Consider the following 20,713-nt stretch of genomic DNA (forward strand, 5'->3'; position numbering starts at 1 on the left):
TGAAAAATGGAAGAAAACAACAAAAATGAATTTGATGATATTATCTTGCAAAAAAGCAATAAAAGTGAAAAACTTAAAAAAATTTTACTCAGATCGATTATTTTAATTATTGTGTTTTTGGTAGTAATGATAGCAATGAAGTTAATTAATGATCCAGGCGAGGAAAAATCACTACAAATGCCATCAGAGCCGCAAGAGCAAGCTTCTTATGAAAATAATTTTAATTCTTTGCCTATTACAGATAATACTAAAGAAGAGGATGAATTCGAAGCTTTAGCTAGAAAACTGAAAGAAGAAAGTTCATTGGCTGATGCAAATAATACCATAGAGGAAAAACAGGAAATTCCAAGCAATAGTGTATTAGATCAAATTACATCAACAGAACCAAAAGAAGAACCAGCTAAGGCGGAAGAAAAACAAGAAGAGATTAAGCCTGTAGAAAAATCTATAGAAAAACCAATTCAAAAACCTTCTGAAAAATCAAAAACTAATGTTGTTGAAAAGCCAAAAACCCCAGAGCAAAGCAATGCAAATGAATTGTTTGAGAGTATAAAAACCACAAGTATTCAAACACAACTTCCTGCAGGTGCTTATATTCAAGTTTTTTCTTTAAATAGTCTTGATCCTAAATCAAAAGAATTAAATATACTTAAAGAAAATGGATATGAATATAAAATTTACAAAACAACAGTAAATGGCAAAGAACTTACAAAAGTTTTAGTTGGGCCTTATAAAGAAAGCGAATTAAAAGCTGAATTGGAAAAGGTGCGTTCTAAAATCGCAAAAGGTGCTTTTACTTTTAGAGTAAAATGAAAATTTTCACAGTTATAGGTGATCCTATTGTGCATTCTAAATCTCCAAGAATGCACAATAATGCTTTACAAGTTCTTAAAAAAGACGCAATATATACAAGATATCATTTAAAAAATAAAGCAAAATTAAAAGAAATTGTTCAAAAATTTGATGGAGCAAATATTACTATACCTTTTAAAGTAGAAGCGTATAAAATTGCAGATTTTTGTGATGAAAGTGTTAAGCAAATAGGATCTGCCAATACTTTAATAAACAAAGATGGTAAAATTTATGCTTGCAATACAGATTATTTGGGATTTTTAAAAGCAATTGAAAATTTTTTTTCTATTAAAAATGCTTTGATTTTAGGTGCTGGTGGCACCGCTAAAGCTTTAGCTTATGCTTTAAAATCTATAAATATTGAAGTTGCAATAGCAAATCGCTCTAGTGTTAGATTTAAAAATTTAAATAATTATCCATGTTTTTTATATGATCAACTTGATTTAAATACACAATTTGATTTGATAATAAATACGACTAGTGCAGGTTTACATGATGAAAGTTTACCTTGCGAAGAAAGGATTTTAAAAAATATTTTTCAAAAAACTAAGTATGCTTTTGATGTTATTTATAGTAGAGAAACATCTTTTTTAAAGTTGGCACGAGAAAATGGATTAAAAATAAAAGATGGCACGCAAATGCTTTTATGGCAAGGTGTTTTTGCTTTTGAGCTATTTTTAGAGTGTCAAAAAACAGAAGAAATTTATAAAGCCATGGAGATGGCTTTAAAACTTCCTTAGTGACTAAACCAAGATTTGATTTTATCAAACAAGCTTTCTTGTTCTATAAAAGCTTCCTCATTTTCTAAGCCAAAGCTTTTTTCAAGTTGCAATAGTAGATTTTTTTGTTCATCAGTAAGTGTTTTTGGAAATTTTATTTCAATTTGTACAATATGCGAACCAAGTTTTCCATTGTGAATATTTTTAACACCTTCATTAGCTAATTCAAATTTTTGTTTATCTTTTGCACCCACTGGAAGTTTAAGATCAGCTTCTCCTCTTATGGTGGAAATTTTAATTGTCTTTCCAAGAGCAGCTTGGGTAAAAAATACAGGTACTATGGTATATATATCATCATCATGTCTAATAAATTTATTATCATCTTCTACAACGATTTTGATATACAAATCACCTCTTTGAGAAGAATTTGGAAGCTCATTTGCTTTGTTTTGCACTCTAAGACTCATACCATTATCAATACCTTCTGGTATATCAAGTTCTATATGATCTTTTATTTCTTCATAACCATTTCCATGGCATGTCTTACACTTATTTTTTATTATTTTCCCACTACCCTTGCAATGATCACAAGTTTGTACAAAAGTCATAAAACCTTGTCTAACACCAACTTGTCCTTTTCCTCCACAATGAGAACAAGTATCTTCTTTTCCATTTTCTGATCCACTACCATTGCATATTTTACAAAATGTTTTATAAGTAAAATCAATTTCTTTTTTGCAGCCAAAAACAGCCTCTTTGAAGCTAATCTTTACCGCTATTTTTAAATCATGTGAATATTTATTTTCCCTTTCTTTTTTACGCGTTGAGTTTCCAAAACCAAATCCATCTCCAAAAAAACTTGAAAATATATCCCCTAAATCAACATCTCCAAAACCACCAAAACCACCGGCCTGTCCTTTTAATCCTTCTTTGCCGTATCTATCGTATATACTTCGCTTTTCATCATTACTAAGTACTTCATAAGCTTCATTGACAAGTTTAAATTTTTCTTCAGCTTCTTTATCTCCTTGATTTCTATCAGGATGATATTTTAATGCCATTTTTCTATAAGCTTTTTTTATAGTTTCTTTATCTGAAGTTTGAGAAATTTCTAATATTTCATAATAATTAAGTTCCACTTTTTTCCTCTCTTGAAAAATTAATATTATAATTTTAGCAAAAAAATAAATGAATAGTTAAATTATGTGTTATAATATTAAGTTTGTAACATATTTTCACTAATAAGGGGTAGAGATGATTAATGTTTTAATGATCGAAGATGATCCAGATTTTGCAGAGTTTTTAGCAGAATATTTGGCCCAATTTAATATCAAAGTTACTAATTATGAAGATCCGTATTTGGGAATGAGTGCTGGTATAAAAAATTATGATTGTTTAATTCTTGATTTAACTTTACCTGGACTTGATGGTCTTGAAGTTTGTCGCGAAATAAGAGAAAAATATAGTATTCCTATTATTATTTCTTCAGCTAGAAGCGATTTAAGTGATAAAATTGTAGGACTTCAAATAGGTGCGGATGATTATTTACCAAAGCCTTATGATCCTAAAGAAATGCATGCAAGAATTATGAGTTTAATCCGTCGTTCAAAACGCGTAAATGAAACTCCTGAAAAAATAATTAATTCAGCTTTTAAAATTGATGAAAAAAGACATGAGATTAGTTACAATGAAGAGGTTTTAATTTTAACTCCTGCTGAATATGAAATTTTAAGTTATATGATAAGACAACATGGATTTTCAGTTAGCAGAGAGCAGCTTGTGTATCACTGCAAAAGCTTGAAAGATAAAGATTCTAAAAGTTTAGATGTAATTATTGGTAGGCTTAGAACTAAGATCGGCGATAGTTCGAAGGCACCAAAGCATATTTTTTCAGTTAGAGGGATAGGATATAAATTAATAGGATGAAAGTAACTATTAATCTTAAGATTACCGTTCTTTTCGCAACGGCTTTTTTGTTTGTTTGTGCTTTGTTTGTGCTCTTGGGTAAGGTTCAGGTTGATTCTTATTTAACCAATGAGCAAAATAGACAAAAAGAAATTGTAGAAAAAATTATATATAATTTAGAAAGAAAAGAAGGTTTTTCAATTCATGATTATCTTCTTTCTAAGTCTTTTAAAATAGTTGAAAATGAACGCAGTGCAAAACATATAGTTGCAAAAGGTGAAAAGGTGCTTAAGGTTAATTCTGCTTACGGTAGTTTTTCTTCTATTATTTACCATAATCAAATTTTTTTTTATGTTGAACAAGTTAATTTAAAGCAGCTTTATGAGCTAAATGCATCTACGCGTTTAGAGTATTTGTTTTTACTAAGTTTCTTTTTTAGTTTGATTTTGATTATATTTTTATATTTTTCTGTTTTAAGATCTTTAATGCCTTTAAAAATTTTAAAAAAGAAAATTAAAAATATTAGTGCTGGAAAAATAGAACCTTTATCCGAATATTCACAAATTAATGATGAGATTTCAGAAATTTCTTTTGAATTTGACCATGCTATTAATAAAATACAAGAATTAGTAAAATCAAGACAATTTTTTTTAAGAATGATTATGCATGAACTTAAAACACCTATTGGAAAAGGTAGGATAGTTTGTGAGATGCTAGACAATCAAAAACAAAAAGACCGCTTAGTAGCGATTTTTGAAAGACTTGAATTATTGATTGATGAATTTGGTAAAATTGAAAAAGTTTTATCTAGAAATTGCCAACTAAATTTGCAAACTTATCATTTGAGCCTAATTTTAGAGCAGGCTGAAGATTATCTCATGAGAGATGATTTTTATCAAAAAGTTAAGATTTCTTACAAAGAAGATACTATGATTGTTGCTGATTTAGAACTTTTTTCCTTAATGCTTAAAAATTTGATTGATAATGCTATTAAATATTCTGACGATAAAGCTTGTGAGATTATATGTTCAGGGGACTATGTAATTGTAAGAAATAAAGGGGTTCAACTTAAAAAAACTTTTGATTATTATTTGAAACCTTTTGTAAGAGAACAAAATACTCAAGTTGAAGGTATGGGATTGGGGCTTTATATTATCAATAATATTTGCAATCTTCATGGTTATAATTTAACTTATAGTTATGAAGATGGTTATCATATTTTTAAGATTGTTTTTTCAAGGTTAAAATGACTTGAAAGATTTAGAAAAATTTAATGAATTAGTAAATGCATTTTCTGCATTGCCTACTATCGGTAAAAAGTCCGCATTAAGACTTGCTTATTATGTTTGTATAAAAGATCCTTTGCTAGGTTCTAAACTTGCTTATAGTATTGAAGAATCCATTAGAGGAATTAAAAAATGTATACAATGCGGGGCTTTAAGTGAAAATGAATTATGTGAAGTTTGTTCTGATATAGAAAGAAATAATAATATTATTTGTATAGTGCAAGATCCTAAAGATGTATTAATTTTAGAAGATAGTAAAAGCTATGATGGGCTTTATTTTGTACTAGAAAATACTAACGAAGAAAATATTACTAAATTAAGAGTAATGATTGAAAATAAAAATACTAAAGAAATTTTTTTCGCTTTTACTCAAGGCTTAAATTCAGATGCTGTAGTTTTTTTTATAGAGGAAAAATTAAAGGATTTAAATTTGAGTTTTTCCCAAATAGCCCAAGGTATTCCAAGCGGTGTTAGTTTGGAAAATGTCGATTTTATATCTTTACATAAGGCTATTAATCATAGAACTAAACTTGATTGATATATTTTTTAAGTAAAATTATCCATTCATTTTTGCTAATGTCATTTATAATTTCATCGGCAAAATCGCAATTTTTAACTCTATTTTTGGTAAAAAGTAAAATTTTATTTTGTGAATTTTGTATTTTATACTCATGTAGTATTTGACTAAAATGTAAAATATCGAACTTTATGACTTCATAATCAACCAAAATTAATCTAAAATTTAATTTTAAAGCATTCTTAAAATCACTTAGGCTATCTACGATTTGATTATTTGAGCAAAATTGATTGGTTATATTTAAAATTAGATTATTTTCAAAACTAGAAGATTTAAAAATCAATACATTGTATAAATTTGCTATTTGATAACTTTCTTCTTTAAAATTTGCACTTAAAAAATTGATAAGATCTTTGACATCGACATCTACAAATGTGTAGTTTAGCGTATTTTTTATTTTCTTCTTTGAAATAATAAAGGAATATTTTTTCTCTACTTTTTGAAAATCATCAAAAATTTCACTACTAATGCCTATATCTAATAAAATACATTGTAATAAAAAATTTTCAATCATATCATCATTTACAATGCATGCGTGGATATTCTTAAAAATAATATTTTTTGTTTTTGTACTTATTTGATATTTTTTTAAAATCGGTTTTAGTGCAATGGAATTTTCTAATCGCATATAGTTAAAACTTTGAATAAGATATTGCAAGTTTTTTTGTAAAAGTTTGTTTTGTATTTTTTGATCTTGCAATTGTTTTTGCGTTAGCTCAAATGATGTTTTTAATTTTTCTTTTAGATCTATTAAAGAGGTTGAACTTGATATTTTTAAAAATTTTTCTATTTCTTGAATAATGATATTATCTTTTTTAAGTTTTTGATTTTTTGTGATTAAATAAATACATGTAATGATAAATATTAAAATACTAATAGAGGTATAAATATAGAATAATTTTTGATCAATTGGATATAAAAAATAATAATTGAAAAAACATAAAATCAAAGTTAAAGAACTAATAAAAAATATCATAAATTTTCCTTAATTATTTTGGCTATTTTTATATTAGAAAGTGATTTTAATTCATTAAAATCGGCTTTACTGATTTTATCAAAACTACCATAATAATCTAAAAATTTTTTAATATAACCTTGAGAGATTCCAAGTTGTATCAACTTAGATCTTTGTAGGTCCTGTTTTCTTTTTGTTTTTTGGTGAAAACTAATTGCGAAGCGATGTGCCTCATCGCGTAATTTTTGTAAAAATTGCAATTTTTTATCATCGGTAGAAAGTTGAATTTTTCCTTCTTGAGTATAAATTTTATCTTTTGCACTTCCTTTTGCTCTATAAGCTTTAGCATCTATTTTTTCTTTAGATATAGCTAAAATATCCACATTTGCTCCAGAACTTTTAATAATATCATTTGCTAGTTTCAATAAGGCATTCCCACCATCAATCAGCCATAAATCAGGCGGTGGATTTTTATCAAAGGATAAAGCTCTTTTGCTAAGGATTTGAAGCATTTGATTATAATCATTTTTATAAGATAAATGATAGTGTCTATAAGAGCTTTTATCAAATTTCCCATCTTTGAAGGTTACTAAAGCACCTACAATTGCATCACCTTGCATATGAGAATTATCAAAAATTTCTATATGATTGGGATAATTTTGCAGATTGAAAAAATCTTTTAATTCTTTTAAAAATAAATAATTTTCATTTTTTAAATGCTTTTGTATGTTTATTTTTGCATTTTCTAGAGCAAGCTCACACAGGGCTTTTTTTTCACCAAGTTTTGGCGATTTAAGGTAAAATTTTTTAGAAAATCTCTCGCTGAGTAGATCTTGCAGTAGCTTCATGTCTTCAAAATCTTTGTGTGTATAAATATGAGTTGATTTTATTGGAGATTCTTGTGTGTAATTTTCTAGAATATATTGTTTATAAATTGCATTTAAGTCAAATTCGTTTTGATTATTAAGAGCTAGTATTTTATGATTTGAACTAATGATTTTACCATTATTTATTACAAAACGCACCATGGAGAGTATGTTTTCTTCACAATAAATAGCATAAATATCAAAATCTTCTAATTTTGCAAGGTCTATTTGTATTTTTACACTTAAATCTTCAATTGTTTTAATTTGATCCCTTATAAGAGCTGCTTCTTCGTAGTTTTCACTCTTTGCGTATTCAAGCATTTTATTTTCTAAATTTTTTGTTAAAGATAAGGGATTTAAAAGAGCTTGCGTGGCTTTTTGGATAATTTTTTCATATTCTTGTTTAGAAATTTTTTGCTCGCACGGACCTTTGCAACGCTTAATCTGATAAAAAAGACAAAGTTCTTTGCAAGATTTCTTTTGTCTTAGCTCAAAAGATAAATATAAAGCATTTAAAAGCTCTTTTGCGCCTTTAAAAAATGGACCAAAGTATTTTATTTTATTTTTTTTGATGATTTTTCTTGTAATTTCAAATCTTGGAAAATCTTCATTTAAGTCTATATAAATATAAGGGTAGGTTTTATCATCTCTTAATAATATATTGTATTTTGGATGAAGTTGCTTTATAAAAGAATTTTCTAGTATTAAAGCATCGGCCTCACTTTTTGTGGTAATAAATTCTAAATGATGTGTTTGGCTAATCATTTTTTGAATTCTTAAGCTATTGCTAGGATTTGGGCAAAGATTTGGAGTGAAATTAAAATAACTTCTAACGCGGTTTTTTAAATTCTTGGCTTTACCTACATATAAAAGCTTACCTTGTATATCAAAATACTGATACACGCCAGGTAAATTAGGCAAGGTTTTGAGTTCATTTTCAAGCATTTTTTATAAGCTTTCGTAGTTCTTCAAATTTATTATATAAAATAGGATTTTCAAAATGGTTTTTAAAATTTCCATTAGAAAGTTCTAGATGAGTTTTTTTATGTGCGTTAAAAGTATTGTTTTTGGATATAAAGTTTTTGTCGCTAAGTATTTTTATATTTTCCACTTTAGCAAAATTACTCATTGGCTTAGCTAAAATATAGTTTTTTATGAGACTTTTAATCATTTTTTTGGTATTATCGTGATTAAGCTCCATATATGCAATGTGGTGTTTAACTAAAATAATTAAAGTATTATTTTTTATAAAGAGTTTAGTAATTATTTGTTGGTGATTATGGTTAAACAGTTTTAAAAACTCTTTATATTGCAAAAGTGCTTTTAAAGGTCTATAATGTTTATATTTTTCAGAATTAGCAAATATATCAATAACATCACGACTTGTTTTAATTTTATTTTCAACTTCCATTTAATTATTGTAACATTTTTTTTATTAATATTTTTAAGTGCATGTGGTTATAAAGCTCCTCCATTTTATGAGATAAAAGATAATAATGGCAGTGTAAAGGAAATAAAAAAATTCCAATCTTTGGAGAGTGAAATATGAACAGAATATTTTTTTTACTTTGTTTTGGTGCTAGTTTTTTACTAGCAAATCAAAATCATGAATTAAATTTAGCTTTTAGTGTTTTAGGTGTAAGTGTTTTAATAATTTTTGTATTGGGGTATTATTTTATAGCAGCGGAAGAAAAATATCATATCAATAAAACTAAACCTGCTTTATTTATAGGAACATTTTCTTTTATTGTCATTGGTATATATATGGTAGTAAATGATTTAGACACGCAAATACTTGAAGAAAGTGTTAATCATCTTATCTTGGAAATCGCACAAATTGTGTTTTTCTTAATAGCAGCAATGACTTTTATAGAAGCATTAATAGAAAGATCGGTTTTTGAAACTTTAAAATACAAACTTGTAAGCAAGGGTTATACTTATAGAAAATTATTTTGGCTAACAGGAATTTTGGCTTTTTTTATCTCTCCGATTGCAGATAATCTTACAACGGCTTTGATTTTATCTACTGTGCTTTTAACTATAGATAAACATAATAAAGAATTTTTAATCCCAGGTGCTATAAATATTGTAGTAGCAGCTAATGCTGGTGGAGCTTGGTCGCCATTTGGTGATATTACTACTTTGATGGTTTGGACGGCAAAAAAAGCTACCTTTTTTGAATTTTTTGCTCTTTTTCCTGCTTCTTTTATTGGATGGTTTCTTACGGCTTATTTGCTATCGCGTTATGTGCCTGATGTTGAGCCAAATTTTCATAAAGATAATCTAGAAAAAGTTGAAATTAAACCAGGTGGTAAAGTATTTATTGTGCTTGGTTTTTTAACTATCGCTTTAGCAGTTTTTATCCATAGTATTTGCGATTTGCCTGCAATGTGGGGTATGATTTTTGGTCTTTCTTTGCTCAGCTTATATATGTATTTTTTCAATAGAAAACAAGGTAAAAAAGATTTAAATATTTTTCATTATATGACGCGTATTGAAATGGATACTTTATTATTTTTCTTTGGAATTTTATCTGCTGTGGGCGCTTTACATTTTGTTGGATGGCTTGCTTATGCTTCCGATCTTTATACAAAATTTGGAGCTACTAGTATTAATATAGGCGTAGGATTTTTATCTGCTATTGTAGATAATGTTCCGGTTATGAGTGCGGTATTAAAAGCTAATCCAAGTATGGATGATACTCAATGGCTTTTAGTAACTCTTACAGCAGGAATTGGAGGATCATTAATAAGCTTTGGCTCAGCAGCTGGTGTGGGGGTAATGGGAAAAATGAAGGGAATTTATACTTTTAACTCTCATTTAAAATATGTATGGACGATTTTAGTTGGATATATAGTATCTATTATAGTTTGGTATGTACAATTTCAATTGTTAAATTTATAAAGGAGTTAGATGAAAAAAGCAGATATTTTGGTTTTGGACTTTGGTTCGCAATATACACAGCTCATTGCAAGAAGATTAAGAGAGCAGGGCGTATATGCAGAAATTTTACCTTTTAATGTAAGTCTAGATGAGATTAAAATTAAAGAGCCTAAGGGTATTATTTTAAGCGGTGGACCGGCTAGTGTATATGCAAATGATGCTTATTTTTGTGATAAAGGTGTTTTTGATTTAAATATACCAGTTTTAGGAATTTGTTATGGTATGCAACTTATGGCACATCATTTTGGTGCAAATGTAGCTCCAGCAGGTCATAAAGAATATGGCAAAGCAACTATAGATATTCAAAATGATAGTGACTTGTTTAAAAATTTACCTAAAAAACAAACGGTATGGATGAGTCATTCTGATAAGGTAGAAAATTTACCACAAGGTTTTGAGGTTTTAGCAACAAGCGAAAATAGTCCTTTTTGTGTATTTGGAGATGAAAAGCGTAAATTTTTTGCTTTACAATTTCACCCTGAAGTTCAACATAGTGAGTTTGGAAAAAGCATCTTAAAAAATTTCGCTAAGTATGCATGTAATTGTGATAGTATATGGAATATGGGATCTTTTGCAAAAACTCAAGCGCAAAAAATTAAAGAAGAAGTGGGTAATGATAAGGTATTATGTGCTGTTAGTGGTGGGGTTGATAGCAGTGTAGTGGCTGCATTACTAGCAAGTGCGATAAAAGATCAAGTGGTAGTAGTATTTGTTGATAATGGTCTTTTAAGAAGCGGTGAAAAAGAGCAAGTTGAATATATGTTTAGACATACTTTAGGTATTGATCTAATTAGTATTGATGCTAGGGAGATTTTCTTAAGTCGCTTAGCAGGTGTTAGGGATCCTGAACAAAAGAGAAAAATTATAGGAAATACCTTTATAGAAGTTTTTGAAGAAGAAGCTAAAAAACATAAAGATGTAAAATATTTAGCACAAGGAACTTTATATACTGATATTATTGAAAGTTCGGTTGTAGGAGCTAGTAAAACCATAAAATCTCATCATAATGTGGGTGGGTTACCTGAAAAGATGAATTTAAAACTTATTGAACCTCTAAAAGAAATTTTTAAAGATGAGGTAAGAGCTTTAGGAATAGAACTTGGCTTGAGTAAAGATGTAGTTTATCGTCATCCTTTTCCGGGACCAGGGCTTGCTATACGCATTATGGGTGAAGTAAATGAGCCTAGTTTGGAGTTTTTGAGAAAAGCTGATGTGATTTTGATTGAAGAATTAAAAAGCAGTGGTTGGTATGATAAAACATGGCAGGCTTTTTGCGTGCTTTTAAATGTGCAAAGTGTTGGCGTAATGGGTGATAATAGGACTTATGATAATGCAGTTTGTGTGCGTGTGGTGAATGCAAGTGATGGTATGACAGCTACTTTTTCTCATTTGCCTTATGAGTTACTAGAAAATATTTCACGCCGTATTATTAATGAAGTAGAAGGAATTAATCGTGTGGTGTATGATATTTCTAGTAAGCCGCCAGCGACTATTGAATGGGAATAGTTATTTAGTGCAAAAATAAACAAAAGCAGGAGGGAGATTTTGCCAAATGATAGGTGAAATTTCTACCTTGCTAAAAGTAGTAAAAAGTTTTTTCTTAAAAGCTCTTCCTTTTGGCGTGGGCAGTATATATGCAAATGTTGCAAAGCAACCATTTTCCTCTAAAACTTCATGAATGGACTTTAATAATAAATCTTGTTCTTTGGAATTTAATAAAGCCCAAGGAATTCCAGAAATAATTAAGTCTGCGTTGTTGATTGCTCTTTTTTCTAACATATCAGGTAGAAATTCCGCTGATCTAATTTCTAAATCTATATTTTTTATATTTTGTTGTAGTTTTTTTGCCATATGTGGATTAATTTCAACTGCAAAAAATCTTGCATCATGATTTTTTTGCTTAAGGATATATTTGGTAAAACTTCCTGTTCCAGGTCCTATTTCAATAATATTTTTTGCATGTTGGACATGAGAGGTTATGAGTTTGCTTAGTTTTTTTGAGCTTGCACAAAATGCTCCTGTTTGCCTTGGATTTTTAAAGTATTGATATAAAAACATAGATTAAATACCTAAGATAGTTATTTTTAATAAATTTTAAAATATTATTGTAAATTTATGAAAACAAAGTTAAAATAAGAATTTAATTTTTCTTTAGATCAAGGATTTGGATATGCATGGAAAAATAATGGTTTATGTGGATGGTACTGGAAGAGGAACAGTAATTAATCTTGCAAAAACATTTTTTGAATTTAACAAACATGCTTGGCACGATAAAAGAAGCATGCCAACGGTTGGTATGTTTGTTGAGTTTAGATCCGATGGAAAGCATATTACAGATTTAAGACCTTCTAAATTTCAAGAATTTGGAGATAATGATTTTATTAAAGAAAGAGATTTTTGGAAAACAGATAGTGATGATGAATTGGAGGATTTAAGACTAACAAGACGTGATGCTTATGTTCAAGAGCTTTATAGAGAAACCGATTATGATAATCTTGATAAGATTACTCTAAATTTGACTATCCCACAAGCTATTCAAAGGTATTTTTATAATGAAACACTATCAATCAATGCTGTGAAAGATATTAATACAGATGAGGTGCCATATATTATAGATTTTTTTGCTATGAAGCGTTTTTTACATAAAGCTTTGGATACTTTGCTTTTTTCAGATAATACCATTAACCAAGCTGACTTTTCTGCTATGAAAAATATTATAGTACATCTTGAAATGGCTTATAAAGATATGAAAGATAAGCAAAAACATATTAACATGGAGCGTTTGTATGATGAAGTCTTTTTGTCTCATCAATGTCATTATCAAGCACTTCTTGCTTCGATCGACAATAGGAAAAATAGAAAATTAGCACTTGATCGCCAAATGAGTACTTTGATTACAGATATTAAATCAAAACAAGCGAGAATAGAAACAGAAAGTGGCAAAAAACGACAAGAATTTGAAGAAATGATACAAAGTAAAAAACAAAAGCTTGTTGAAATAAAAAATGAAGTAGATTATTTTACAAAAAGCATTGAAAAATTAGAGGCAATGAGAAAGTCTTTCTATGAAAAAAATCTTACCATTTTTAATAATAGTTTTAATATGGCTAGAGAGAAACTTTTTGAGAAAATTAAACAAGGTTTAAATATATGTGCTACAAAATTAGATATAGAAATTTGGAAAAAATCTTTAAAATCAACAAGTATAAAAAATTCTTATTTTAAAACTGCAAGCGAAATTTCTTTCTGCACTCTTTCTTTTGCTGAACTTTATTTAAATAGATTAAATAAACATGCACTAAATCCAAATGATCAATTACTGCTTTCTTATGTTAAAAAAGTAAGAAAAGAATGTGAAAAAAGTTTTTTAATAGTTACTTCCAATCCTGATTTATATGTTAATATGAAAATCCAAATTTTTGCAATGAATCCTTATTATGTTGTTAAGCATGCACCTAAAAAAGTAAATTATCAAGGATTGATGAAAAATACTGAATTTGATATAGTTTATGTAGATGAAAAAACTATTTGGGCATCTGTTGCTGATGTTATTTTAGAAGGAAAGTATTTTTTAAAAAAGGACTCTAAAACTAAATTCAAAATTTTATAAAAATCCTTTTAAACCCTATTTTTAAGTTTTCTTAGTTATAATTAGAATGCCTAAATGGTTCGATATGGTATTAAAGAGGATCCAACACATTAATTATAAGCTGTGATGTGTGATTTACCGTGTTCTGTGACTTCGTTTGAGTTTTGAAAAAAGCGAGAAGCTGCAGCCTTTAAAAATCACCTAATGGCATACTTTGACTTTTTGAGGGTCAGACACTTATACTCCGGCCATTTGGGTTTTGATATTTTAAGGAAAATAATGAAAATTTTAATATTAGGAAGCGGTGCTAGGGAATATTCTATCGCTTTGGCTCTTCAAAAAACAAATGATAATTTGGAATTTTATTTTGCACCAGGAAATGGTGCTACCGCTAAAATAGGAACAAATCTTAATATGAAAGATCCTAAGGTTATTACAGCTTATGCAAAGGCATCTGAGATTGATCTTTGCATAGTTGGAAGTGAAAATTTTCTAGCAGAGGGTATAGTAGATCTTTTTAAAGAAAATAATATTGCTATTTTTGGTCCTACTAAAGCTGCTGCTATGCTTGAAGCTTCAAAATCTTATATGAAGAGTTTTTTAAAAAAATATAAAATTAAAACAGCTAAATTTTTAAATACAACAGATTATGAGAAAGCTAAGAAATTTATTATGAGTTTAACTCCTCCTATAGTGGTAAAAGCAGATGGTTTGTGTGCGGGCAAAGGTGTGATTATTGCTCAAAGCCATGAAGAAGCTTTAGAGGCTACTAAAAATATGCTTAGCGGAGAGAGTTTTGGTGAAGCTGGTAAGATTGTTGTTATAGAAGAATATCTCAACGGATTTGAATTAAGTGTATTTGCAGTTTGTGATGGAGATGATTTTATATTGTTACCTGCTGCACAAGATCATAAAAGATTACTGGATAATGATAAGGGACCAAACACAGGAGGAATGGGTGCATATGCTCCAAGTATTTTAGCAAGTGAAAATTTATTAGAGCAAGTAAAAAAAGATATAGTAGTACCAACTCTTAAAGGTATGAAAGAAGAGGGTGCTGAATTTGTTGGAGTATTGTTTATAGGTTTGATGGTTGTAAATAATAAACCTTATGTTTTAGAATACAATGTGCGTTTTGGTGATCCTGAGTGTGAAGTTTTGATGCCTTTGATAGAAAATCCTTTGGATTTATTTTTAGCATGTGTGAATAAAAATCTTGCAAATACTCGTATAAAAATCAAAGATGAATTTGCAGTAGGTGTGGTTTGTGCAAGTAAAAACTATCCTTATAAAGATTCTCCAAAAGCATTAATTGATATAGGAGAAATTCCGCAAAATTCTCATATTTCTTATGCTGGAGTAATTTTAGAAAATAACAAACTATATGCTAGTGGTGGTCGTGTATTAGTTTGTGTAGGAATTGGAAAAAGTATTGAAGAAGCGCAAAAAAACGCTTATATGCTTTGTGATAATGTTCATTTTAAAGGAAAACAACATAGAAAAGATATTGCTTTTCAGGTTCTTAAATGAGTGCAAATCAAGAATTATTTGACAAACTAGAAAAAGAAGAGCTAAAAATAGCAAGTTTTAAAAAAAGATTTTTAGCTTATATTGTTGATAGTTTTGTGATTTTAGCTATTGTGAGTATTATTTTATTTGATAAGATTAGTTCTATGCAAACTTATGATGAAATTCACAATCTTTTAATACGTTTTGCTGGTGGAACTTTAATTTTGCAATTTACATATCATAGTTTATTTACATATTTATATGGCGCAACTTTAGGAAAAATGCTTTTGAAGATTATGGTTATTGATCAAAACTTATTAGATAAACCAAATTTCATTCAAAGTGCTTTAAGAGCAGGTGTAAGGCAAATTAGTGATATGTTGTATGGTTTGGGTTTTGCTTGGGCTTTAAGTAATATCGTTTTAAAAACTTGGCATGATTATGCGGCCAAAACAGTGGTGATAGATCTTGCGTAAAATATTACTTTCTTTGGCTTGCATAGGAAGTTTATATGCTTCCAAAGTAGATATTTATGCTTTGGATGTTGTCAAAAAAAATGATATCATAGAGGCAAAAATTAATGTAGTTGTGGTATCTGATTTTTATTTGATAACTGCAAGCGAGGCTAAATTTAATGAAACAACAAAAGATTTGGAGCTTTTTGGAGATGTTAATATCTTAAGGGGGCAAAAAGAAAGAACTAATTCTACTTATACGAAGATTAACTTAAAAGATAACACTACAGCTTTTAAAAATTTATTTTTTTCAAATAATGATTTGGAGGTTTGGCTACAATGTCATCAAGCTAAAATTGATGACAAATTTGTAATGAGTAAAAAGTCTGTTGTATCTAGTTGTAATGTTGAAAATCCTGATTGGGAAATTCGTTTTGATGAAGGCAAATTAAACAAAGAGAGTAATTTTTTACATCTTTATAATGCAAGATTATATGTAAAAAATGTTCCGGTAATGTATTTACCTTATTTTGGTTTTAGTGTAGACACTAAAAGAAAAAGCGGATTGTTAATTCCCCAAGTAGTTTTAAAACAAAGTGAGGGGCTATATTATAATCAGCCAATTTATTATGTTATTGATGATAATGTGGACATTCAATTTGAACCTCAGATTAGAACAAAAAGAGGTTATGGCTTATACTCAACTTTAAGATTTATTGATACCCCTTATTCTCAAGGTGAAATTAGCGGTGGTATTTTTGGTGAAAAATCAAGTTATAAAAGAGAAGAAAATTTAAAAAATAAAGAACACTATGGTTTAGAGGTTAAATATTCAAATGAATCTTTATTTAAAAGTCTTTTAGGTGAAGAATTTCAAGAGGGTTTATGGGTTGATGCTACTTATTTAAATGATGTTGATTATATGAATTTAAGTTCTAGCGCAAAAACCGAAGCTTCTTTAGTTACTTCTAAAATAAATTATTTTTTATCAGATGATGATAATTATTATGGTGCTTATGCAAAGTATTATATAGACACTTCTAAAATTAGCAATAAAGATACTTTACAAGAATATCCATCTTTTCAATATCATAGATATTTAAATGGATTTTTTGATAATTATATACAATATAGCTTGGATGCTTCTTTTCATAGGTATTATAGACATACGGGTATTTATGCTAAAACTTTAGATTTTGATTTACCTTTAATTTATCATACGAGTTTTTTTGATGATTTTTTAAATTTTGCGTTCACAGAAAGGATATATGCAAATTTTGTAGATTATTCTAATACAGATGTTAAAAATCAAGAACATTTATTTAGAAATTCTCATAATTTTTCTTTATATACAGATCTTTCAAAGCCATATGAAAATTTTTATCATACTCTATATTTAGGGGTTAATTATTTTCTACCTGGAGCTAAATCGGGTGAAATCACTGAAGATTTTGTAGAGTTAAAAAATGATCCTGAGCAACTTAATTTTTCAATGTATCAGTATTTTTATAATACTTTAGGCAAAAAAAAATTATATCATAACTTGAAGGTTAAATACTTTACTAAAGAAGGTAGCTTTGGTGCTTTTGATAATGTTGTAGAATATTTTTACAATGATTATATAAGTTTAAGAAATGAAGCTGAATATTCTGGAGTTGATAATCGTTTTGATAAGGTTTTTAGTGAAGCTTTGTTTGATTATGGTGAATGGAAGATTAGTTTAAACCATGCTTATAGAATGTATGAAAATGAAAAATATAATTTTATAGGAACTAAAGCCCAATATGATATAAATACTAATTATCAAATTTTTGGCGGATTGTGGTTTGATTTGAACAAAGATCCTGAAAAATGGGAAATAGGTTATACTTATCAAAGAAAATGTTGGAATTATTCTTTGATGTATCGCAAAGATATTTCACCTAAACTTACAAGTGGTGGTATTAGTGCTAAAGATCAAAGTGGTGTATATTTTATGTTTAATTTTTATCCATTAGGCGGGGTATCTTATGATTTTTCTTTAGAGGAAAATGAAAGGTCGATATGATATTTTTTGAAGATGAAAAAGATGCACTTGAGAAATTATATGATATATTACCATTAAACAAACTAAAAGATTATATTATTATTACACCTTCTTTAAAATCGATAGTTTTTGTTGATGCACTAGCACAAAAATTAGAAATTCCATATGATTTTTTATTTACAGAACAAATTAAAGCTCCTAATAATGATGAATGTCAAATAGCTATGATTAGTGAAACAAAGGAGTTGGTTTATAATGAGGCTTTAGTTAAAGCTTTTGATATAAGTTTAGATTATATTTATGGTGAAGCCAATAGAACCTACGAAGAAAAAATTTTAAAAAATGTGTATCGTTATAGAAAAGGAAATCTTTTAAAGGATTTAAAAGGGAGAAATATTTTAATATTGCATGAAGGTTGCGAAAGTGGAATTACTGCTTCTTCATGTATTAAAAGTTTGTTAAAAGAAGAAGTAAATAGTATTGTTTATGCTACTGCTTTAATGCCAAGTGATGTATATGAATATATCGGTGTTTTTGTAGATGAGGTTTATTGTGTGCAAAAAATTGATCATTTTGTGAATATTGAGTTTTATTTTAAAAATAAAACGATTTTGCAAGCTCATGAAATTTTAGATATTTTAGAAGAAAGTAAATATTATCTTCCATTAAAGAGATAAATTTATATCTAAACAATCGGTTGTTTAGATATAAATTTATAGGCAAAACAAAAACAGGCTTTTTAAGTTTTAATTTTTAAAATTTAAAAAGCTTATTTGGTTTTTGCCTATGATGAAAATATTAAAGGAAAAATCATGCGACATGAAATAAATATTAATAATCATCTTGAAATATTTGAGACTAATAAGGTTGCAAAACAAGCAGCAGGTGCAGTTTTAATGCAAGAAAAAAATGCTGTAGTTTTGGCAACTGTTGCTAGAGAAGAAAAAATGGTAGAAGAGGATTTTTTACCTCTTACGGTACAATATATAGAAAAAGCTTATGCAGCAGGAAGAATTCCAGGTGGTTATGTAAAAAGAGAAACTAAACCAGGTGATAATGAAACTTTAAGTGCAAGGATTATAGATAGAAGTTTAAGACCTCTTTTCCCAAAAGGCTATGCCTATCCAACTCAAATTGTAGTAATGGTTCTTTCTGCTGATCCTGAAGTAGATCTGCAAGTGATGAGTTTAAATGCCGCAAGCATTGCTTTATATTTAAGTGATATTCCTATAAAAGCGCCAGTTTGTGGTGTAAGAATAGGTCGTATGAATAATGAATTTGTTTTAAATCCAAGCAATAGTGAATTAAAAAATAGCACCTTAGACCTTTATGTGGCGGGTGTTAAAGATGAGCTTTTAATGATAGAAATGAGAGCTTTAGCAAACAAACAAAATGGTCAACATTATATGAATGAGCTTAATGAGGATGATGTTTTAAAGGCTTTGGAATTTGCAGGTAATGCGATTTTGCGTGGCTCTAATGAATATGAAAGAGTTTTTGCTGCTTATAGAAAAAATTCCAAACTTGAATTTAAAATAGAAACAGATGGTGGTAAAATTGTTGATTTTATTAAAAATTCTTATATCTCAAAGCTTAAAATTGCAATTAACCAAATGGCGAAAAGTGAAAGAGCAAGTGAAATCTCACAAATAGCAAAAGAGATTGAAAATGAAGCTAGTGCTATTGAAAATGAATGGAAAATTGAAGATATTGAGAAAGCTTTATATTTGTGCAAAAGAGAGCTTGTTAGAAGTCAAATTCTTAATGAAAATAAAAGGGCAGATGGTAGAGGTTTTAAAGATGTTAGAAAGATAGATATAGAGACAAATATTCTGCCAAATGCACATGGATCGTGTCTTTTTACTAGAGGACAAACTCAAGCTTTAGTTATAGCTACTTTGGGAAGTGATAATGATGCGCAAATGTCAGATTTGTTAACAGAGAAAAATCCAATATGCGAAAAATTTATGGTAAATTATAATTTTCCAGGTTTTTCTGTAGGTGAGGCTACTCCTATAAAAGCTCCAGGTAGAAGAGAGTTAGGGCATGGAAATTTAGCAAAAAGAGCTTTACATCCTAGTATTGATACGGATTATATTCATACTATTCGTTTAGTGTCTGAAATTTTAGAAAGCAACGGTTCTAGTTCCATGGCTACTGTTTGTGGTGGTGCTTTGGCTTTAAGAGCCGCAGGGGTAAAAAGTGAAAAACTAGTGGCAGGTGTGGCAATGGGACTTGTTTTTGAAGATGAAAAATATGCTATTTTAACAGATATTATGGGTCTTGAGGATCATGATGGAGATATGGATTTTAAAGTAGCAGGGAGTTACGAGGGAATCACTGCTTTGCAGATGGATATAAAACTTGGCGGTATAGAGCAACAAGTTTTAAAAGAGGCTTTATATCAAGCAAAAGAAGCTAGGGAGCACATTTTACAATTAATGGAAGAGGCTAATCAAAACATAGTTGTTAATGAAACAATTTTACCAAAGATTGAAATTTTTAATGTAGATCCAAGTAAAATCCCTGATATTATTGGCCAAGGTGGTAAAACTATAAAAGAGATTATAGAAAAATTTGAAGTTAATATTGACTTAGATAGAGATAAAGGTGAGGTTAAAATAGCAGGAATTAATCATGATTTTATTTCTCAAAGCAAAGAATATATATTAAATTTAGTTCATTCTAAAGGTTCTAATAAAAAGCGCGATAGAAAAGAAGTGCCTAAATTTGATATCGGAGAAGAATTTATAGGAAAAGTTCAAAAAGTTGTAGAATTTGGAGTTTTTGTAGAACTTAGAGATGGCGTAGATGGTTTATTGCATAATTCTAAATTCAAGGAAAAGTTAGAAATTGGTAACGAGGTTAAGGTTAAGGTGGCAGAAATTAAAAATGGAAAAGTGTCATTGGACTTAGCTTAATCGTTTAAATTTAAGCATATTTAAGAATATGCTTAAATTTTTATTTTAGATCTTGACAAAAAAATATTCTTTTGGCATAATTTCATTTTTTGATTGTCTCGTTAGCTCAG

General features: G+C 28.5%; 18 protein-coding genes. 13 read left to right on the plus strand and 5 right to left on the minus strand.

Annotation, left to right across the window (positions count from 1 at the left end):
- Positions 1-6 precede the first annotated feature (6 nt).
- The gene (locus L8X33_RS07220; RefSeq protein ID WP_263670352.1) at positions 7-813 is read left to right on the plus strand and encodes an SPOR domain-containing protein; all 807 of its coding nucleotides are present in this window, start codon (positions 7-9) and stop codon (positions 811-813) included.
- A complete protein-coding gene (locus L8X33_RS07225; protein ID WP_263670353.1) occupies positions 810-1,592 on the plus strand; it encodes a shikimate dehydrogenase in 783 nt (260 codons plus the stop codon). Before L8X33_RS07220 ends, L8X33_RS07225 begins: the two co-directional genes overlap by 4 nt.
- Here L8X33_RS07225 and dnaJ read toward each other — a convergent pair.
- Entirely contained in the window at positions 1,589-2,710 is a 1,122-nt protein-coding gene (gene dnaJ, locus L8X33_RS07230) for a molecular chaperone DnaJ (RefSeq protein WP_263670354.1), read from the minus strand. The genes L8X33_RS07225 and dnaJ overlap by 4 nt on opposite strands.
- Before the next feature lie 115 nt (positions 2,711-2,825).
- Here dnaJ and L8X33_RS07235 point away from each other — a divergent pair, with 115 nt between their 5' ends.
- The 3 genes from L8X33_RS07235 to recR are packed head-to-tail and all read left to right on the plus strand — an operon-like array spanning position 2,826 to position 5,300.
- Entirely contained in the window at positions 2,826-3,497 is a 672-nt protein-coding gene (locus L8X33_RS07235) for a response regulator transcription factor (protein ID WP_066006696.1), read from the plus strand.
- The gene (locus tag L8X33_RS07240; RefSeq protein ID WP_220567174.1) at positions 3,494-4,726 is read left to right on the plus strand and encodes an ArsS family sensor histidine kinase; all 1,233 of its coding nucleotides are present in this window, start codon (positions 3,494-3,496) and stop codon (positions 4,724-4,726) included. Before L8X33_RS07235 ends, L8X33_RS07240 begins: the two co-directional genes overlap by 4 nt.
- Before the next feature lies 1 nt (position 4,727).
- Complete coding sequence (gene recR / locus L8X33_RS07245) at positions 4,728-5,300, plus strand: recombination mediator RecR (protein WP_263660753.1); 573 nt, start codon at positions 4,728-4,730, stop codon at positions 5,298-5,300.
- On the opposite strand, the gene L8X33_RS07250 is transcribed toward recR, so the two are convergent.
- The 3 genes from L8X33_RS07250 to L8X33_RS07260 are packed head-to-tail and all read right to left on the minus strand — an operon-like array spanning position 5,287 to position 8,571.
- Positions 5,287-6,315: a hypothetical protein gene (locus L8X33_RS07250; RefSeq protein WP_263670355.1), complete on the minus strand. Its 1,029-nt coding sequence runs from the start codon at positions 6,313-6,315 to the stop codon at positions 5,287-5,289. The genes recR and L8X33_RS07250 overlap by 14 nt on opposite strands.
- Entirely contained in the window at positions 6,312-8,105 is a 1,794-nt protein-coding gene (gene uvrC, locus L8X33_RS07255; RefSeq protein WP_263670357.1) for an excinuclease ABC subunit UvrC, read from the minus strand. Before uvrC ends, L8X33_RS07250 begins: the two co-directional genes overlap by 4 nt.
- Complete coding sequence (locus L8X33_RS07260; RefSeq protein WP_263670358.1) at positions 8,098-8,571, minus strand: hypothetical protein; 474 nt, start codon at positions 8,569-8,571, stop codon at positions 8,098-8,100. The genes uvrC and L8X33_RS07260 overlap by 8 nt, the downstream gene beginning before the upstream one ends.
- Positions 8,572-8,705: 134 nt before the next feature.
- Here L8X33_RS07260 and nhaD point away from each other — a divergent pair, with 134 nt between their 5' ends.
- Together nhaD and guaA are read left to right on the plus strand one after the other, a co-directional pair.
- Entirely contained in the window at positions 8,706-10,064 is a 1,359-nt protein-coding gene (nhaD, locus tag L8X33_RS07265) for a sodium:proton antiporter NhaD (RefSeq protein WP_263670359.1), read from the plus strand.
- 9 nt (positions 10,065-10,073) lie between these two features.
- A complete protein-coding gene (gene guaA, locus L8X33_RS07270; RefSeq protein ID WP_263670360.1) occupies positions 10,074-11,609 on the plus strand; it encodes a glutamine-hydrolyzing GMP synthase in 1,536 nt (511 codons plus the stop codon).
- On the opposite strand, the gene L8X33_RS07275 is transcribed toward guaA, so the two are convergent.
- Positions 11,610-12,161 (minus strand): class I SAM-dependent methyltransferase, encoded by a 552-nt coding sequence (locus L8X33_RS07275; protein ID WP_263670362.1) that lies wholly within the window; start codon positions 12,159-12,161, stop codon positions 11,610-11,612. It lies immediately after the preceding gene.
- A 112-nt stretch (positions 12,162-12,273) separates the two neighbouring features.
- Here L8X33_RS07275 and L8X33_RS07280 point away from each other — a divergent pair, with 112 nt between their 5' ends.
- From L8X33_RS07280 to L8X33_RS07305, 6 genes are all read left to right on the plus strand, one after another.
- Positions 12,274-13,713, plus strand: coding sequence for a hypothetical protein (locus tag L8X33_RS07280; RefSeq protein ID WP_133319879.1), 1,440 nt, complete (start codon positions 12,274-12,276; stop codon positions 13,711-13,713).
- 258 nt (positions 13,714-13,971) lie between these two features.
- Positions 13,972-15,222, plus strand: coding sequence for a phosphoribosylamine--glycine ligase (gene purD / locus L8X33_RS07285; protein ID WP_263660749.1), 1,251 nt, complete (start codon positions 13,972-13,974; stop codon positions 15,220-15,222).
- The gene (locus L8X33_RS07290; protein WP_133319881.1) at positions 15,219-15,677 is read left to right on the plus strand and encodes an RDD family protein; all 459 of its coding nucleotides are present in this window, start codon (positions 15,219-15,221) and stop codon (positions 15,675-15,677) included. The genes purD and L8X33_RS07290 overlap by 4 nt, the downstream gene beginning before the upstream one ends.
- Positions 15,667-17,703, plus strand: coding sequence for an LPS-assembly protein LptD (locus tag L8X33_RS07295; RefSeq protein WP_263670364.1), 2,037 nt, complete (start codon positions 15,667-15,669; stop codon positions 17,701-17,703). The genes L8X33_RS07290 and L8X33_RS07295 overlap by 11 nt, the downstream gene beginning before the upstream one ends.
- Positions 17,700-18,359 carry a phosphoribosyltransferase gene (locus L8X33_RS07300; protein ID WP_133319883.1) on the plus strand — a complete coding sequence of 220 codons (660 nt, stop codon included), beginning with the start codon at positions 17,700-17,702 and terminating at the stop codon, positions 18,357-18,359. Before L8X33_RS07295 ends, L8X33_RS07300 begins: the two co-directional genes overlap by 4 nt.
- A 135-nt stretch (positions 18,360-18,494) precedes the next feature.
- Positions 18,495-20,603 (plus strand): polyribonucleotide nucleotidyltransferase, encoded by a 2,109-nt coding sequence (locus L8X33_RS07305; RefSeq protein WP_263666825.1) that lies wholly within the window; start codon positions 18,495-18,497, stop codon positions 20,601-20,603.
- The last annotated feature ends 110 nt before the right edge of the window (positions 20,604-20,713 follow it).

The organism is Campylobacter sp. CNRCH_2014_2849, from assembly GCF_025772845.1.
GTDB lineage: Bacteria > Campylobacterota > Campylobacteria > Campylobacterales > Campylobacteraceae > Campylobacter_D > Campylobacter_D lari_D.

Bases quoted from the DNA above. Each gene is read 5' to 3' on its own strand.
- L8X33_RS07220 (WP_263670352.1), top strand. From the start codon at position 7: ATGGAAGAAAACAACAAAAATGAATTTGATGATATTATCTTGCAAAAA.
- L8X33_RS07225 (WP_263670353.1), top strand. From the start codon at position 810: ATGAAAATTTTCACAGTTATAGGTGATCCTATTGTGCATTCTAAATCT.
- L8X33_RS07235 (WP_066006696.1), top strand. From the start codon at position 2,826: ATGATTAATGTTTTAATGATCGAAGATGATCCAGATTTTGCAGAGTTT.
- L8X33_RS07240 (WP_220567174.1), top strand. From the start codon at position 3,494: ATGAAAGTAACTATTAATCTTAAGATTACCGTTCTTTTCGCAACGGCT.
- L8X33_RS07250 (WP_263670355.1), bottom strand. From the start codon at position 6,315: ATGATATTTTTTATTAGTTCTTTAACTTTGATTTTATGTTTTTTCAAT.
- uvrC (WP_263670357.1), bottom strand. From the start codon at position 8,105: ATGCTTGAAAATGAACTCAAAACCTTGCCTAATTTACCTGGCGTGTAT.
- L8X33_RS07260 (WP_263670358.1), bottom strand. From the start codon at position 8,571: ATGGAAGTTGAAAATAAAATTAAAACAAGTCGTGATGTTATTGATATA.
- nhaD (WP_263670359.1), top strand. From the start codon at position 8,706: ATGAACAGAATATTTTTTTTACTTTGTTTTGGTGCTAGTTTTTTACTA.
- guaA (WP_263670360.1), top strand. From the start codon at position 10,074: ATGAAAAAAGCAGATATTTTGGTTTTGGACTTTGGTTCGCAATATACA.
- L8X33_RS07275 (WP_263670362.1), bottom strand. From the start codon at position 12,161: ATGTTTTTATATCAATACTTTAAAAATCCAAGGCAAACAGGAGCATTT.
- L8X33_RS07280 (WP_133319879.1), top strand. From the start codon at position 12,274: ATGCATGGAAAAATAATGGTTTATGTGGATGGTACTGGAAGAGGAACA.
- purD (WP_263660749.1), top strand. From the start codon at position 13,972: ATGAAAATTTTAATATTAGGAAGCGGTGCTAGGGAATATTCTATCGCT.
- L8X33_RS07290 (WP_133319881.1), top strand. From the start codon at position 15,219: ATGAGTGCAAATCAAGAATTATTTGACAAACTAGAAAAAGAAGAGCTA.
- L8X33_RS07300 (WP_133319883.1), top strand. From the start codon at position 17,700: ATGATATTTTTTGAAGATGAAAAAGATGCACTTGAGAAATTATATGAT.
- L8X33_RS07305 (WP_263666825.1), top strand. From the start codon at position 18,495: ATGCGACATGAAATAAATATTAATAATCATCTTGAAATATTTGAGACT.